Origin of the sequence: Mycobacterium sp. NPDC006124, from assembly GCF_040614235.1 — a bacterium.
Taxonomy (GTDB): domain Bacteria; phylum Actinomycetota; class Actinomycetes; order Mycobacteriales; family Mycobacteriaceae; genus Mycobacterium.
The window spans coordinates 88,780-103,795 of record NZ_JBEXUA010000013.1 but is presented as its reverse complement, the minus strand read 5'-3'; the positions used below and the strand labels follow the sequence as shown (position 1 = coordinate 103,795).

Below are 15,016 nucleotides of genomic sequence, written 5' to 3'. Positions count from 1 at the left end.
CCTGTGTCACCTCGCGGTCCAGTATTGCTTCTCATCACACTCAAGCGAATTGGGACGACCCTATGAGAGCACGACCGCCCAGAACGACACGCATTCTGGCGTTCCTGATCAGCCTCGCGCTCGCCGCCGCGTTCGCGACCGGCTGCGGGGTGACGCGCGGCAACGACGACACCGGCCTGCACCGGCTACGGATGATGGTGCCCAACAGCCCCGGCGGCGGTTACGACCTGACCGCCCGCAGCGCGGTGAAGGTCATGGAGGACGACGACATCACCGGTCGCGTCGAGGTGTTCAACGTCATCGGTGCCGGCGGCACGGTGGCCATGGCACGCCTGATGAACGAGAAGGGCAACGGCGATCTCATGATGATGATGGGCCTCGGCGTCGTCGGCGCGGTGTACACCAACGGGTCCAACGCGCTGGCGACCAACGCGACTGCGCTGGCGAAGATCGTCGAGGAGCAGGAGGGCATCCTGGTGCCCGCCAACTCGCCGTTCAAGACCGTCGCCGACTTCATCGCCGCGTGGAAGGCCGACCCGGCGAAGGTCACCGTCGGCGGCGGATCCTCGCCGGGCGGACCCGACCACCTGTTCCCGATGGAGACGGCCCGCGCCGCGGGCGTCGACCCCAAGAAGGTCAACTACGTCTCCTACGACGGTGGAGGTGATCTGCTCACCGCTCTGCTCGGCGGCAAGATCGCCGCGGGCACCTCGGGTCTGGGTGAGTACGTCGACCAGATCGAGGCCGGCCAGGTCCGCGTCCTGGCCGTCTCGGGCGACGAGCGCGTCGAGGGAGTCGACGCGCCGACGCTCAAGGAAGCCGGCATCAACCTGACCTTCACCAACTGGCGCGGCGTCCTTGCGCCCCCGGACATCTCGGAGGAGTCCAAGCAGGTGCTGGTGAAGTCGCTCGAAGACATGCACGCCACCGACGCTTGGAAGGAGGCCCTGGTGAAGAACGGCTGGACCGACGCGTTCATGACCGGCGCGCCGTTCGAACAGTTCCTCAAGGATCAGGACCAGCGCGTCTCGACGACGCTGACCGAGCTGGGGCTGCTGTGAGCGCGCCGACCGAGGAACCAACCCAAGATCCCACGCCGGTCGAGCAGGCGGCACCCACCGTCGACCGGGCGCAGTACCTGGTGTGCGCGGTGCTGGTGGCCGTCGGTGCCTTCCTGTTCTATGACGCGCTGCATCTGCCCGGCGGCTTCGCGAAGGTGGATCCCGTTGGGCCACGGCTCTTCCCGTTGGTCGTCGGGGCCGGCCTGGTGGTGATGGCGGTCATCCTGGCGATCGCCATCCCCCGCGGATCCAGGGGCGAGGCGGATGCGGGGGAGGACATCGACCCGGATCGGCCCAGCGACTGGCGCACCGTCGGCCTGCTGGTGGCGATCTTCGTCGCCACGATCCTGCTCGTCGTTCCGTTGGGCTGGACCATCACCAGCGCCCTGATGTTCGCCGCGTCCGCCACGGTCCTGGGCAGCAAGCACTACGTGCGCAACATCATCATCGGCGCCGTGCTGGGCGTCCTCAGCTTCTACGCGTTCTACTCAGGGCTCGGAATTCCGCTGCCCGCAGGCATTTTGGATGGGATTCTCTGATGTTGGCGAACTTGGACTGGTTGCTGCAGGGGTTCGAGCAAGCGGCCACCCCGATGAACCTGCTGTACGCCTGCATCGGTGTGCTGCTGGGAACGGCGGTCGGCGTGCTGCCCGGCATCGGACCCGCGATGACGGTGGCCCTGCTGCTGCCGATCACCTACAACGTCAGCCCGAGTGCGGCGTTCATCATGTTCGCCGGCATCTTCTACGGCGGGATGTACGGCGGGTCGACCACGTCGATCCTGCTCAACACTCCCGGCGAGTCGTCCTCGGTGATCACCGCGATCGAGGGCAACAAGATGGCCAAGGCGGGCAGAGCCGCACAGGCCCTCGCGACGGCGGCCATCGGCTCGTTCGTCGCCGGCACCATCGGCACCCTGCTGCTGGCGCTCTTCGCCCCGGCGATCTCGCGGTTCGCGGTCACCCTCGGTGCGCCGTCGTATCTGGCGATCATGCTGTTCGCCCTGGTGGCGGTCACGGCGGTGCTCGGCTCCTCGAAGCTGCGCGGCGGTATCTCGCTGTTCCTCGGGCTGGCGATCGGACTGGTCGGCATCGACTCCCTGACCGGTCAGGCCCGGGCGACGTTCGGCCTCCCGCAGCTCTCCGACGGCATCGACATCGTCGTCATCGCGGTCGCGATCTTCGCCCTCGGCGAGGCGCTCTGGGTGGCCGCGCATCTGCGGCAGAAGCCGGCCGAGGTCATTCCGGTGGGGCGGCCGTGGATGGGCAAGAGTGACTGGCGACGGTCGTGGAAGCCGTGGCTCCGCGGCACGGCCTACGGCTTCCCGTTCGGTGCGCTGCCCGCCGGTGGTGCCGAGCTGCCGACCTTCCTGTCCTACATCACCGAGAAGAAGCTCTCCAAGCACCCCGAGGAATTCGGCAAGGGCGCCATCGAGGGCGTGGCCGGTCCGGAGGCGGCCAACAACGCCTCGGCGGCGGGCACTCTGGTGCCGATGCTGTCGCTGGGTCTGCCGACCAACGCGACGGCCGCGGTGATGCTGACGGCGTTCGTGTCCTACGGCATCCAGCCCGGCCCCACGCTGTTCGACAAGGAACCGCTGCTGATCTGGACGCTGATCGCGAGCTTGTTCATCGGCAACTTCCTACTGCTGGTGCTCAACCTGCCGTTGGCGCCGCTGTGGGCCAAGCTGCTGCGCACCCCGCGGCCCTACCTGTATGCGGGCATCCTCTTCTTCGCGACGCTCGGCGCCTTCGCCGTCAACATCCAGCCGCTGGACCTGGTGCTGCTGTTGGTCTTCGGCCTCCTCGGGCTGATGATGCGGCGCTTCGGTCTTCCGGTGCTGCCGTTGATCATCGGGGTCATCCTCGGGCCGCGCATCGAACGCCAACTGCGGCAGAGCTTGCAGCTCGGCGGTGGCGACTGGGGCAGCCTGTTCACCGAACCGGTGGCGATCGGCGTCTACGTGTGCATGGCGCTGCTGCTGCTGGCCCCGCTGGTGCTCAAGCTGATGCACCGCAGCGAGGAGACGCTGCTGCTGGTCGAGGACGACAAGGATCAACGAGAGAAGGCGCAGGCGAAATGATCGTCGTCGGATACACCGCGGATCAGTATGGACAGGCCGCCTTGGAGCACGCCATGACCGAGGCGTCGGTGCGGGGGACGGGCTTGCTCGTGGTCAACTCGACCAAGGGCGACGCCTATGTCGACCCGGCCTTCGCCGGGGCGCCGGAAGTGCACGACGTCGAGGAGCGGTTGAAGCGCAGTGGCGTGGCCTACGAGCTGACCCAGCCCGTCGGCGTCGACCCGGTCGACGAGCTCCTCGCGGCCATGGACCGCCCCGATGCCGAGTTGTTGGTCATCGGAATCAGGCACCGCAATCCGGTCGGGAAGCTGCTGTTGGGCAGTGTCTCGCAGCAATTGATCCTGGAATGCCAAAAGCCGGTGCTCGCCGTCAAACCCAGTGTTTAGACTCTCGACGCCATCGGGTCCGACCCGCCACACGTGAGCGGGGGGCGTGAATGCTGATCCCGCGATGACGGAAGTTGGTAACTGGGTTGGCGTGACGACGAACGCATCGACCGGGGCGTGAGCCCCGGCCGATGCGCTGCCGGTTGTCAGCCCGCTATTGCAATCAGCTGGATCGTGTTGGAGGCGCCCGGATCGCCAGGTTGGCCGTTCGCCACGTTGTTGGTGACATAGATCCTGCCGTCGGGTCCGACTGCAACGGGGCCGAGCGTGAAGGCGTTGTTGCCATAGGCCAAGAGGGCGGAGTCGCCGGTGTACACCTTCGCCGTACCGCCGTCGGGCCCCACCCTCCACACCTCGACGGCTCCCTGACTGGGAAACACGGCGAGGTAGGCGTTACCGTCGGGACCAACCGTCAGCGGAAATGGTGCGTACCCCGCGATGGATGCGCTGGATGCCCCGTTGAAGAGGTTGACGACGACGATCGTGGGGGCGGCGCTGCCGTTGCTCACGCTCTGGAGATTGTAGGCCGACGACGGACCGTAAACCGTCGACACTGGATAGCCAACCGCTGGCACTTGCACGAGCGGCGAGAAGCTGCTGGCTCCCGGGCTGAAATGCGTCGAATACCTGTTCGTACCAACGACATTCAGGAATAGCGTGCCATCAGGAGCCACTCCGTAAGCGTTCACGCTCAAGGAGAAGTCGTTGCCGACGTTGAACGTGGTGGGGACATTCGACGACGACTCGAAGACGTACAGGGTCTGCACCGGAGTGGAGCCCGTGAAATTCTGCGCAGCGGCGTAAAGGAGACCGTTGGCGCCTCCATACACCCCGAAGCGATGAGTAGCATCGACGACGAACGTAGTCATTGGAGCTGCCAAGCCGACTTTGTAGAGCCCCACCGAGTTGGTTCCGATGTTCTTCGCGTAATACACGGTGTTCCCGACGATGAACGTCGACGCGAACGAATCGGGGAACGGAGACAGGTCGGGGCTCACTCCTGCAGGCGTCACCCGGTAGAGATGGTCCTGGTTGTGCAGGTAGACGACGCCGTCGCTCACGAAGACGTCATGTGCGTCGATCCCGACGGGTGCGTCGAATGCAGTCACCTCTCCGTCAGGGGTGATGAAGGAGATGACACTGCGCTGGCTCCCGGAAATCGAACTGGCCACTACCACCGTCGAGCCCACCGCCCGGATGCTCTGAATCCCGCCCTCGATGGGGATGGGCGTGCCGCGTCCGAGGATGCGGATGTACGTCCCGCCATCGGGTGAGCTGTACGGCTGATAGATGGTGCCGTCGGCCGCGACGACCGCGTTGTCTGTGGCGTAGTCATTTGGCCACGTATCGAGGACCACGGAATTCGCCGGAGCGACGGGCACCGTGACTGGCACCGGCCTCGGTGCGCCGGCGGCTGCGAACGGAGCTGCCGTTCTGGCGAACGACGCGACCTGCACGACACCCGATGTCCCGCTGATGCTTACGACGAAGGTGTCTTCGGTCGGGCCGCCCGAGAAGGCGTCCAAGCGGGCCAGGGGGTCCGGCGTGTAGACGTACGTCACGGTGTACGAATTGGCCACACCGCTCGGAGCGACGGTGACCTCGACGGTCCCGTAGGTCGGCTGATCTTCCTCGGCGACGAGGGCCGCGATGGCGGCTCCGTCCGGACTGACGAACACGAACGATCCGGTCACTCTGCCGTCCGTCTGACTGGGCGCCCCGTTGATCGGTGTGGTGACGACGTATCCGTCGTTTCCGGAGACGATGACGTCGACGCTGTCGCTGGCGATCTCACCCGCGGCGTCGGTGAGGGTGAAGGAGATCGTCTCGGTACCGGGTTTGGTCGGATCGGGGATGTAGCGGAGTGTCACGGTGTTCTGAATGGGTCCGAACGGACCGGTGACGGTGAACCCGGTGGCTTGGGGGCCCTGACCATAGTCGTACGTGCCGTGCTCGGGGTCGGACAACGTCAAGGTGACGTTGTCGTCGTCCTCCTCACCGAAGTTGATGGTGACCAGAACAGACCCGTCGGCGTCACCGGTGGGTCCACTGGTCAGCGTGACGGTGGGTGCGTGATTGTTCACGACCGGCGCCAGCGGGCTGATGGGGACGTCGACCTCGATGACGGTGTTGTCGCCGAATTCGTCGTCGGTGTCACTGATGTCGAAAACGAGCGTCTCGACGTCGTCGCCGTCGGTGTAGTAGGCGGCGCCGCGGGATGGAGCGTAGGGCTGATACACGTAGAACTGGGTGGTCTGCCCGGAGTCTTCGTCGTAGGTGCTGTCGACGTAGGTCAGCGTCCCGGCGTCGGGGATGGGGTAGAACACCGTGACGTCATCGCCCTCGGGATCGTAGAAGGTCACCGCGACGTCTACGGCGCCGTTCCCTCCGGGTTCTCCAATCGTGATGTAGCCCAACGGGTTCTGGTTGACCCCGGTGCCGCTGACGACGACGTCCGTGCTGGCCTTCGCGCTCAGGCCGGCAGCGTCTTTCAGGGTGAACGAGATGGTCTCGGTGCCGGGTTTACTGGGGTTGGGGGTGTAGACGAGCGTGATTGATTGCTCTCCCGGTCCGAAGTCGACAGGATCAGAGGTGAAACCGCTGATGACCTGCCCTTCGTAGGTATAGATCCCGTGCTCCGGGGTCGAGAGAGTGGCGATGACGACGTCATCGTCCTGTTCGCCATAGGTGATGGTGACGTAAAGAGACCCGTCGGCCGCCCCGGTCGGCGTGGTGGTCAACGTGACCGTGGGGGCATGGTTGACCGCCGGATCGACGGTGACCGTCTGGGTTCTGACGACGGTGCCGCCGTAGCCGTCGGTCAGAGAGAACGACAGGGTCTCGGTGCCGGGGGTGGCGGGGTTGGGGATGTAGTAGGCGACGTTGGTGGTCGGGGCGGCGGACCCCGGGACTGGGCTCGGGCTGGTGATGGTGACCGCGGGACCGTCGACCGTGTATGCGTAGTAACCGTATTGCGGTGTAGAGGTCGTCGCCGTCAAGGGAGTGTCACCGTCGGCGTCGGCATAGGTGATGGTGACCTTCACCGCACCATTGGCGGCCCCGGTCGGTTCGGTGACGATGCTCAGGGTGGGAGCGGCGTTGACCGGGGTGATCACAGGGGCGACCGTCACCGCGGCTGTTGCCCCTGCTGAATCGGTGGCGGTGAACGTGATCGTGTCTGCGCCGGGATTCCTGTTCCCGCCTAGAGCCAGGCTGTGAGCGTAAGTCGCGTCGGGCGTGTACACGTACACCAGTGGATCGGTGGAATCCTGGGCCAGGGTGCCTCGGACCGGCGGGGTGGTGACGGCGACGGTGACGGTGTCTCCGGGTGAGTCGGTGGTGGTGACGGTGTACCGGGTGGCCCCGGTGACGGGATCGAGCACGCCCGGAGCGACGATGACAGGCGGGGTGTTGGCACCGGTGACGACGGTGACGGCGGTCAAACCGATGGTGGCCACCGTGGCGTGCGGGCCGTACGGCGACGCCAACCCCGACAGCCCGTGCACGTGGGCCCCGCCGTCGCTGACTGCCACGGTGAAGCTGTCCGCACCGACGTAGCCGGCGGTGGGCTGGTAGACGTACTGACCGTTGGCGTTCACCGCCACGATGCCGTGAGCCGGACCTTGAAGCACCTCATAGGTCAGGGGGTCGCCGTCGGCGTCGGTCGCGCCAAGGGTGCCGTAGAGCTGGCCGGTCGTCGGATTGGCGACCTGATTCGCCGGGGCCAGAGTGGGGCTCGTGTTGAAGAATTGACGGCGTACGAGCGCCAGCACTGCCCACAGCACCGGGGTATCGGCTGGCACGGAAGGCCCACCGGTGAAGAGCGGCGTGAATACCGCGGCGATCAGATCCACCGCAAAGGACACGATATTGCCCGGCAAGGCAATCAGCGCGGCGATCGGGTCGACTGGCGGGGTGGTCACCGTCGGCGGATTCGGCAGTACGTAGGGCGCAGCTGGGTCGGCAGCCAGCGCATTAGCGTTGGGTGCGGCCGAATTGATCATTCGCGCGGAGGCGGACGGGCCTGCGTTCAAGACGGCGTTGGCTGACAGGTCCTCCAGTGAACCCGTTACGCCGGTCGAGGGGGTGCCCACCGCGTTCGCACCCGTATTTGGTGTCTGATTCGCACCGTGGTCGGCACCCGTCGGAGGGGTACCCGAGGTGGGCACTGGCGCCGCGCTGGTCGGGATGACCGAGGTGGGATCCACGGGCACCGCCGCTGGAGACGTCGGCGCCACCACCGTGGCCGTCGGTTCGACTGTCGCCGGCGCCGTCGACGGCGGATCCGCGACTGGGGCGCTGGATGTCGGCACGCTGGAGGAAGGCGTGGTGTCGTCCGTCTGAGTCGCCGTCGTGACGGTGGTCTGGGCGTTTATCGAGACGGTCGGCGCGCCACCGACGCTGATCGTGGTGGTTCCCGAGTTGCTCCCGCTGCCGCTTTCGACGGGGCTGCTGCCGACGTGGCTCTGCGGGGGGCCGTCATTGTCGCGCGTGGGGTTGGTGTCGTTGTCGGTGGTGTCACCCGGTGAGTCCCCGCCGGGGGCTGGGTTGTTCGCTACGTCTGAGCCGGGGGTGTCGTCAGCCCACGCAAGCCCGGGGGTTGTGACTAGTGCCGTACCGATGCCCAATGCGACCGCGAGCGCTCCGACCCGGCCGACATACTTCGCATGACCCACGATGACTCCCCCCACAACTGCGGCCCGCATCGTTGCCGGCAACTCACAGCAATCCGGAGGCTATAAGTCAGCGCATCTTCAGGAATCGGGGATTGCCCTAGTGTTTGCCTCATCGGACCCTCGATCGCTCTACGCCCGCCGCCAGCGTCGCATGGGACAGGCGTCCGTTCGGTTGCCGTAAAACTCGCTCTCCGTCACGACCATGGTCGTCGGGCCACGCCGCGGTCTTCGCAGGCTTGCTGTGGGCTGTAAACACAGAAACGTTCTCTCGACATGGACGTTGAGCGATGTTCGTCGAGGAGTTGCCCGTGCGGCGATGGGCCGGAGCGCTGCCCTCTCGCTGGGGCGGCTGACCCACGAATCGTGGCGCTGATGTCGCCTCGTTTTCGTCTGCATTGCCGTCAATTATTCGGTTTGGCCCGCGGGGCCCGGGGTACACCCGGGCCATGGTGGACACCCGGTCGGCGGCCCACACCGCCCACGACAACGTCTGGTTCGAACGCGCGGCGCGGGCCGGCTTCGCCGTCAGCGGACTGCTGCACCTCCTGATCGCCTTCATCGTCGCGCAGTTGGCGCTCGGCGCCGGCGGTAACGCCGACCAGTCCGGGGCGCTCGCCACCCTGGCCGCCCAACCCGGCGGCGCAATCATGCTGTGGGTTGCCACCGTTGTCCTCGCCGCGCTCGGCGTCTGGTATCTCGTCGAGACGTTCCTCGAAGACGACGCCAAGAATCGGGTGAAGTCCGCCGCCGTCGGCGTGGTCTACCTCTCCCTGGCCTTCTCGGCCGGCAAGTTCGCGACGGGCAGTGGCAAGTCCAGTGGTCAGCAGAACGCGGGCCTGAGTGCCCAGATGATGCAATCCGGTTGGGGAAAGGTACTTCTGATCGTCGTTGCCCTAGTCATCATCGGCGTCGGCGGCTACCACGTGTACAAGGGCGTCACCAAGAAGTTCCTCGAGGAGCTCGACGTGGCGAAGGGCACGGCCGTCACCTGGGTGGGCGTCGTCGGCTACGCCGCCAAGGGCTTGGTGCTGGCGGGTGCGGGCATCTTGGTCGTCGTGGCCACCTTCACCGCGGACCCTGCGAAGGCCTCCGGAATCGACTCCGCCGTGAAGACTCTGGGCGCGGCACCGTTCGGCAAGTTCTTGCTGCTGCTCGCCGCGGTCGGCCTCGCCGCGTATGGCGCGTACGGCTTCGTGCGCGCCCGCCACGCAAAGATGTGACGGCTCAACCGCATTCGACGCACGGCGATCTGCTCGTCGTCGCCGACGCCTTCACCGGTGGCAGCCGCCGCCGAGGTGTAGGTTTCGCACCATGGCAGCATCTACCGCGAACGTGAATCTGCCGGGCCGCCTTGGCGACCCGACCATGGAAATGCGCACCGATCCGCGCGCCGATCCGCGGATGCTCGCCGCCATCGCCCCGTTCGGGCTCGGCGCCAAGGCCGCCGACGTTCCCGTCACCAGGCATTCGGCGCTCGAGGAACGCCTCGCCGTGGCCGCGGCCACCGAGCAGGGTTTCGACGGACTGTTCGGCGCGCTGCTCGCCGACGTCCCGGCCGCCCAGGGCGTCGAGTGTCGGCGCCTGAGCATCACCGGAGTCGACGGCAACGACATCGCGCTCTACGTGCACCGGCCGATCGGGGTGTCGATGCCGCTGCCGGGCCTGTTGCATCTGCACGGCGGCGGGATGGCGATCCTCACCGCCGCCGACCGGTCCGCCGCGCTGTGGCGCGATCACCTCGCCGCCCGCGGGTGCGTCGTCGTCGGAGTGGAGTTCCGCAACTCGGCCGGAGTGCTTGGACCGCACCCGTTTCCCGCCGGCCTGAACGACTGTGCCAGTGCGCTGGATTGGATGCACGCTCAGCGCGAGGGACTCGGACTGACGTCGATCGTCGTGACCGGCGAGTCCGGCGGCGGCAACCTGTCGATCGCGACGGCGTTGAAGGCCAAGCGCGAGGGACGGCTGGATCACGTCGACGGGGTGTACGCCCAGGTGCCGTTCGTCTACGGCGGGTACGACGTGCCCAACCCGGCGCTGCCGTCGCTGGTGGAGAACGAGGGCTACATCCTGAGTCCGTCGGTCATGACGCTGATGGCGGCGCTCTACGACCCGTCGGGGGAGCACGACCGCGACCCCCTGGCGTGGCCGTACTACGCGACGGAGGAAGACCTGCGGGGGCTGCCCCCGCACGTCGTCACGACCGACGAGATCGACCCACTGCGCGACGAGGGGCTGGCGTTCCTGCGGGCCCTGCAGCGGGCGGGCGTCGACGCGACCGGGCACACCTACAACGGCATCGGGCACGCTTGCGAGCAGTTGATGGGAGCGTTCGTGCCGGATCTGTTCGAACGGGCCCTGCACGATGTCGTCGACTTCGCCCGCGGGCTTGGGAGAACCATGAACTGAAGGAGTGTCCGAGGGGGGACTTGAACCCCCACGCCCATTAATAGGGCACTAGCACCTCAAGCTAGCGCGTCTGCCATTCCGCCACTCGGACAAGAGCGCCTAAGGCTAACGGATTCCGGGGCCCGGACCAAAACGGGCCGGAGAGGGCAGTGGTACGAATGGTGACCGTGACTGACTTCCCGCAAGCGTCCGACGAGGTCGTCGAGCTCGTGAGCTCGCTGATCCGCTTCGACACGTCGAACACCGGTGAGCTCGAGACCACCAAGGGCGAGGCGGAGTGCGCGCGCTGGGTCGCCGCTCGGCTCGAAGAGGTGGGCTACGAGTGCGAGTACGTCGAGTCCGGCGCCCCGGGCCGCGGCAACGTGGTGACCCGGCTGGCGGGCGCCGACCGCAGCCGCGGTGCGCTGCTCGTGCACGGGCACCTCGACGTGGTGCCCGCAGAGGCCGCCGACTGGAGCGTGCACCCGTTCTCCGGCGCCGTGTCCGACGGCTACGTGTGGGGCCGCGGCGCGATCGACATGAAGAACATGATCGGCATGATGATCGCCGTCGCGCGGTACCTGAAGCTCTCGGGAACCGTGCCGCCCCGGGACCTGGTGTTCGCCTTCGTCGCCGACGAGGAGGCCGGCGGCAAGTACGGCTGCGGCTGGCTCGTCGAGAACCGTCCCGACCTCTTCGAGGGCGTCACCGAGGCGATCGGCGAGGTCGGCGGCTTCTCGCTGACGGTGCCGCACCGCGACGGCGGCGACAAGCGGCTGTATCTCATCGAGACGGCCGAGAAGGGCATGCGCTGGATGCGCCTCACCGCCCGCGGCCGCGCGGGGCACGGCTCGTTCGTCCACGACGACAACGCCGTCACCACCCTGGCCGGCGCGGTGGACCGGCTGGGCCGACACCAGTTTCCGGTGGTGCTGACCGACACCGTCGCCCAGTTCCTCACCGCCGTCGGCGAGGAGACCGGGCACTCCTTCGACGCGGACTCGCCGGACCTGGACGGCGTCGTCGCCAAGCTGGGTCCGATCGGACGCATCGTCGGTGCGACGCTGCGCGACTCGGCCAATCCGACGATGCTCGACGCCGGCTACAAGGCCAACGTGATTCCGGGGTCTGCTCAGGCCGTGGTGGACTGCCGGATCCTGCCCGGGCACGCCGCGGAGTTCGAGGCCGCGGTCGACGAACTGATCGGACCGAACGTCACCCGGGAGTGGATCACCGACCTGCCCGCCTACGAGACCACCTTCGACGGCGAGCTGGTCGACGCCATGAACGCCGCGCTGCTGGCGGTCGACCCCGAGGCGCGCATCGTGCCCTACATGCTCTCCGGCGGCACCGACGCCAAACACTTTGCCCGGCTGGGCATTCGCTGCTTCGGATTCATCCCGCTGCGGCTGCCGCCCGAACTCGACTTCGCCGCGTTGTTCCACGGCGTCGACGAACGGGTACCCGTGGAATCGCTGACGTTCGGGACCGAGGTCCTCGGGCGCTTCCTGTTGCACTGCTAACCGACCTGCACTGTTGAACCGCACGTATCACCGAGAGGATCCGATGAGCACCCCGTATGACGACCTTCCCCAGCTGCCCGGCTTCACCCTGACCTCGACGTCGGTCGCCGACGGCCAACCGCTGGCCAACGATCAGGTCAGCGGCATCATGGGCGCCGGTGGTTCGGACGTCTCCCCGCAGCTCAGCTGGTCGGGCTTCCCCGAGACGACGCGCAGTTTCGCGGTGACGATGTATGACCCCGACGCCCCGACCGCCTCGGGCTTCTGGCACTGGGCGGTGGCCAACCTGCCCGCCACCGTCACCGAGCTGCCCGAGGGCGTGGGCGACGGCAGCCACAGCGGTTTCCCCGGGGACGCGCTGACGCTCGCCAACGACGCCGGGCTCAAGCGCTTCATCGGCGCCGCGCCGCCGCCGGGGCACGGTCCGCACCGCTACTTCATCGCCGTGCACGCAGTCGACGTGGAGAAGCTCGACATCCCCGAGAACGCGACACCGGCCTACCTGGGCTTCAACCTGTTCAGCCACGCCATCGCCCGCGCCGTCATCATGGGCACCTACGAGGTGAAGGAGAGCTAGCGGGCGGCCGATCCCACGGCGTCGGCGAGCGAGGCGAAGCCGCCGGCGTGCAGCCGCTCGGCCAGCCCGTCGTGAATCCGTTTGGCCCACGACCCGCCGCCGTAGACGAAGCCGGTGTAGCCCTGCAGCAGTGACGCCCCGGCGACGATGCGTTCCCAGGCGTCGTCGGGGGTCTCGATGCCGCCGACGCTGATCAGCACCAGCCGGTCTCCGACGCGGGCGTAGAGCCGTCGAAGCACCTCGACCGAACGGCGCGCGACGGGCGGTCCGGAGACGCCACCGGCTCCCAGCGCGTCGACGCCCGGGGTGAGCAGTTCGGCGCGCGAGACGGTGGTGTTGGTTGCGACGATGCCGGCCAGGCCCAATTCGACTGCCAGGTCGGCTATCTCGTCGACGTCGGAGTCCGACAGGTCCGGCGCGATCTTCACCAGCACCGGTGTCGTGGTCTCTGCGCGGACCGCAGCCAGGATCGGCCGCAGCGATGCCACGGCCTGCAGGTCACGAAGGCCGGGGGTGTTGGGGGAGCTGACGTTGACCACCAGGAACGACGCCAGCGGGCCGACGAGTCGCGCGCTCTCGGAGTAGTCGGCGACGGCGTCCTCGGCGGGCGTCGCCTTGGTCTTGCCGATGTTGGCCCCGATCGGCACCGCGGCATGGTGGCGGCTCAACTTCAGCGCCAGCGCACCCGCGCCGTGATTGTTGAAGCCCATGCGGTTGAGCAGGGCGCGGTCCTCGGGTAGCCGGAACATGCGCGGTGCGGGGTTACCCGGCTGCGCGTGGGCGGTCACGGTGCCCACCTCGGCATAGCCGAAACCCAATGCGCCCCAGGTGTCGAGGCCCGTCCCGTCCTTGTCGAAGCCGGCGGCCAGGCCGACCGGACCCGGAAACCGGACGCCAAACACCGTGCTGGCCAGGACGGGATCGCGCGGGGCCAGCCACCCGGTGAGGACCCGGCGCAGCGGCGCCGGCCTGGTGACCAGCCGCAGCAGGGTGAAGACCAGGGTGTGGATGCGCTCGGGCGGGACGAGGAACAGCAGTCGTCGCAGGGCCTGGTAGATCACGAGGCGGGCTGACCGTCGACGCTCGCCCACGCCGCAGACTTCCTGCGCCGCAACAGAACTCGGCGACTTCCGTCGGTGTAGAGCCGAACCCTGGTCAGCTCCCAGCCCCGGTACTCGGCCTCGATCGACAGTCGGATCGACGCAGACACCCGCGTCACGTCGGGAGGCAGTCGCAGCGGCACCCATTCGTACTCGTCGGAGAGGTCGGCCTCCCACGCGGCCGGCATGCGTCCCCGCTGATGGCCGCTCACCGGCCCGCCCGGGGGACGATCTGCACGCCCGCGCCCGATCCGGACACCACGAAGAGTGTTCCGGTCCGGTCGTCGTATGTCATGGAGTTCGGTTGCTGCACGGTTCGATAACGCACCTTCTCGACGGGTATTCCGGTCGCCAGATCGTAACCAACGACGGTGTTGGTCGCAGTTTCGGACACCCACGCCAGCCGCGACGACCCGGCCAGGCCGAACGGGGCGCCCTTGACCGGGTACTGCTGCCTCAACATCAGCGGGTCGGAGCCGAAGACCAGCAGGGCCTCCCCACGGGTGTCGGCCACCAGGATGCGGCCCGCCGGGTCGCCCGCCATGGTGGTGGCGCCCTCGCCAGCCCGCAGCGCGTGCTGCTGCTTGGTGCCCGACGGGTCGACCGTCGTCACCGACGTCTGACCCCGGTCCAGGACGGCGACCGTATCGCCCTCTGCGACAAGGGCGTCCACGCGGGCGAAGATCTGCAACCGCGCACCAACCGCGGTGTCGGAACTCAACGTGTACACCGCACCGGAGGCGCTGCCGAGCACCATCTTGCCGTCCGCGCGACGAGTGACGGCAGTGAAGTCGGTGTCGCGTTCGCCGTCGACGTCGCGCCGGACCACCTGGCCGTCACCGCCGAGATCCACCGCGAAGTACCCGCCCTTGCTCGCCGCGTACACGGTGCCGGCACCGTCGCCGGCGATGGCCGTCGCCGGGCTGGGCAGCGGCACCGTACGCGACGGCCCCGTGACGACCGGGAACGTGACCAGTGCCGAACCCCCTGCCGCATCGGTGCTCAGCACCACCGACGACGACGTCTTTGCGTCGAACACGACGGCCTCGCCGCGGCCGGCCAGCGGTCGCACCGCACCGGCGGGGGCCTCCGAGTTCGCCGGGGACACCGCGGCGGTGGCGGGCGCGATGGTGGGCGGGGGAGCGTCGGCGGACTTGGAGCCGCAGGACACGAGGGTGCCCATCGCCACGATCAGGACGGCGCCGTGAACCAGGCGGCGCCGCGG

Annotated in this window: 13 protein-coding genes and 1 tRNA gene; 9 read left to right on the top strand and 5 right to left on the bottom strand. The window is 67.8% G+C overall.

The features are described from left to right. The first annotated feature begins 62 nt into the window (after positions 1–62). The 4 genes from ABZ195_RS22975 (at position 63) to ABZ195_RS22960 (ending at position 3,530) form a co-directional block, all read left to right on the top strand. A complete protein-coding gene (locus tag ABZ195_RS22975) occupies positions 63–1,061 on the top strand; it encodes a tripartite tricarboxylate transporter substrate-binding protein (RefSeq protein ID WP_355221821.1) in 999 nt (332 codons plus the stop codon). A 77-nt stretch (positions 1,062–1,138) separates the two neighbouring features. Then, a complete protein-coding gene (locus tag ABZ195_RS22970) occupies positions 1,139–1,600 on the top strand; it encodes a tripartite tricarboxylate transporter TctB family protein (protein ID WP_355221909.1) in 462 nt (153 codons plus the stop codon). A gap of 2 nt (positions 1,601–1,602) precedes the next feature. Beyond that, entirely contained in the window at positions 1,603–3,144 is a 1,542-nt protein-coding gene (locus ABZ195_RS22965; protein WP_355221908.1) for a tripartite tricarboxylate transporter permease, read from the top strand. Further along, positions 3,141–3,530: a universal stress protein gene (locus ABZ195_RS22960; RefSeq protein ID WP_355221819.1), complete on the top strand. Its 390-nt coding sequence runs from the start codon at positions 3,141–3,143 to the stop codon at positions 3,528–3,530. The genes ABZ195_RS22965 and ABZ195_RS22960 overlap by 4 nt, the downstream gene beginning before the upstream one ends. A gap of 146 nt (positions 3,531–3,676) precedes the next feature. Here the strand turns inward: ABZ195_RS22960 and ABZ195_RS22955 are convergent, their stop codons facing one another. Then, complete coding sequence (locus ABZ195_RS22955; RefSeq protein WP_355221818.1) at positions 3,677–7,453, bottom strand: Ig-like domain-containing protein; 3,777 nt, start codon at positions 7,451–7,453, stop codon at positions 3,677–3,679. 238 nt (positions 7,454–7,691) lie between these two features. Here ABZ195_RS22955 and ABZ195_RS22950 point away from each other — a divergent pair, with 238 nt between their 5' ends. From ABZ195_RS22950 to ABZ195_RS22940, 3 genes are all read left to right on the top strand, one after another. Next, positions 7,692–7,874: a hypothetical protein gene (locus ABZ195_RS22950; protein ID WP_355221816.1), complete on the top strand. Its 183-nt coding sequence runs from the start codon at positions 7,692–7,694 to the stop codon at positions 7,872–7,874. A gap of 778 nt (positions 7,875–8,652) precedes the next feature. Beyond that, entirely contained in the window at positions 8,653–9,426 is a 774-nt protein-coding gene (locus ABZ195_RS22945; RefSeq protein ID WP_355221814.1) for a DUF1206 domain-containing protein, read from the top strand. Between the two features lie 91 nt (positions 9,427–9,517). Beyond that, complete coding sequence (locus ABZ195_RS22940) at positions 9,518–10,612, top strand: alpha/beta hydrolase fold domain-containing protein (RefSeq protein WP_355221812.1); 1,095 nt, start codon at positions 9,518–9,520, stop codon at positions 10,610–10,612. A 5-nt stretch (positions 10,613–10,617) separates the two neighbouring features. Here the strand turns inward: ABZ195_RS22940 and ABZ195_RS22935 are convergent. Then, positions 10,618–10,703: transfer RNA gene (locus ABZ195_RS22935), tRNA-Leu, on the bottom strand. Between the two features lie 67 nt (positions 10,704–10,770). On the opposite strand from ABZ195_RS22935, the gene ABZ195_RS22930 reads away from it, so the two are divergent. Further along, the gene (locus ABZ195_RS22930) at positions 10,771–12,114 is read left to right on the top strand and encodes a M20/M25/M40 family metallo-hydrolase (protein ID WP_355221810.1); all 1,344 of its coding nucleotides are present in this window, start codon (positions 10,771–10,773) and stop codon (positions 12,112–12,114) included. A gap of 43 nt (positions 12,115–12,157) precedes the next feature. After that, positions 12,158–12,691, top strand: coding sequence for a YbhB/YbcL family Raf kinase inhibitor-like protein (locus ABZ195_RS22925; RefSeq protein ID WP_355221808.1), 534 nt, complete (start codon positions 12,158–12,160; stop codon positions 12,689–12,691). Here ABZ195_RS22925 and ABZ195_RS22920 read toward each other — a convergent pair. From ABZ195_RS22920 to ABZ195_RS22910, 3 genes are read right to left on the bottom strand one after another with little or no spacing between them, the layout of a single operon-like run. Continuing rightward, complete coding sequence (locus ABZ195_RS22920; protein ID WP_355221906.1) at positions 12,688–13,749, bottom strand: quinone-dependent dihydroorotate dehydrogenase; 1,062 nt, start codon at positions 13,747–13,749, stop codon at positions 12,688–12,690. The two genes, ABZ195_RS22925 and ABZ195_RS22920, sit on opposite strands and share 4 nt — an antisense overlap. Continuing rightward, complete coding sequence (locus ABZ195_RS22915; RefSeq protein WP_355221807.1) at positions 13,749–14,003, bottom strand: DUF5703 family protein; 255 nt, start codon at positions 14,001–14,003, stop codon at positions 13,749–13,751. Before ABZ195_RS22915 ends, ABZ195_RS22920 begins: the two co-directional genes overlap by 1 nt. Then, entirely contained in the window at positions 14,000–14,974 is a 975-nt protein-coding gene (locus ABZ195_RS22910) for a hypothetical protein (RefSeq protein ID WP_355221904.1), read from the bottom strand. The genes ABZ195_RS22915 and ABZ195_RS22910 overlap by 4 nt, the downstream gene beginning before the upstream one ends. Positions 14,975–15,016 lie beyond the last annotated feature (42 nt).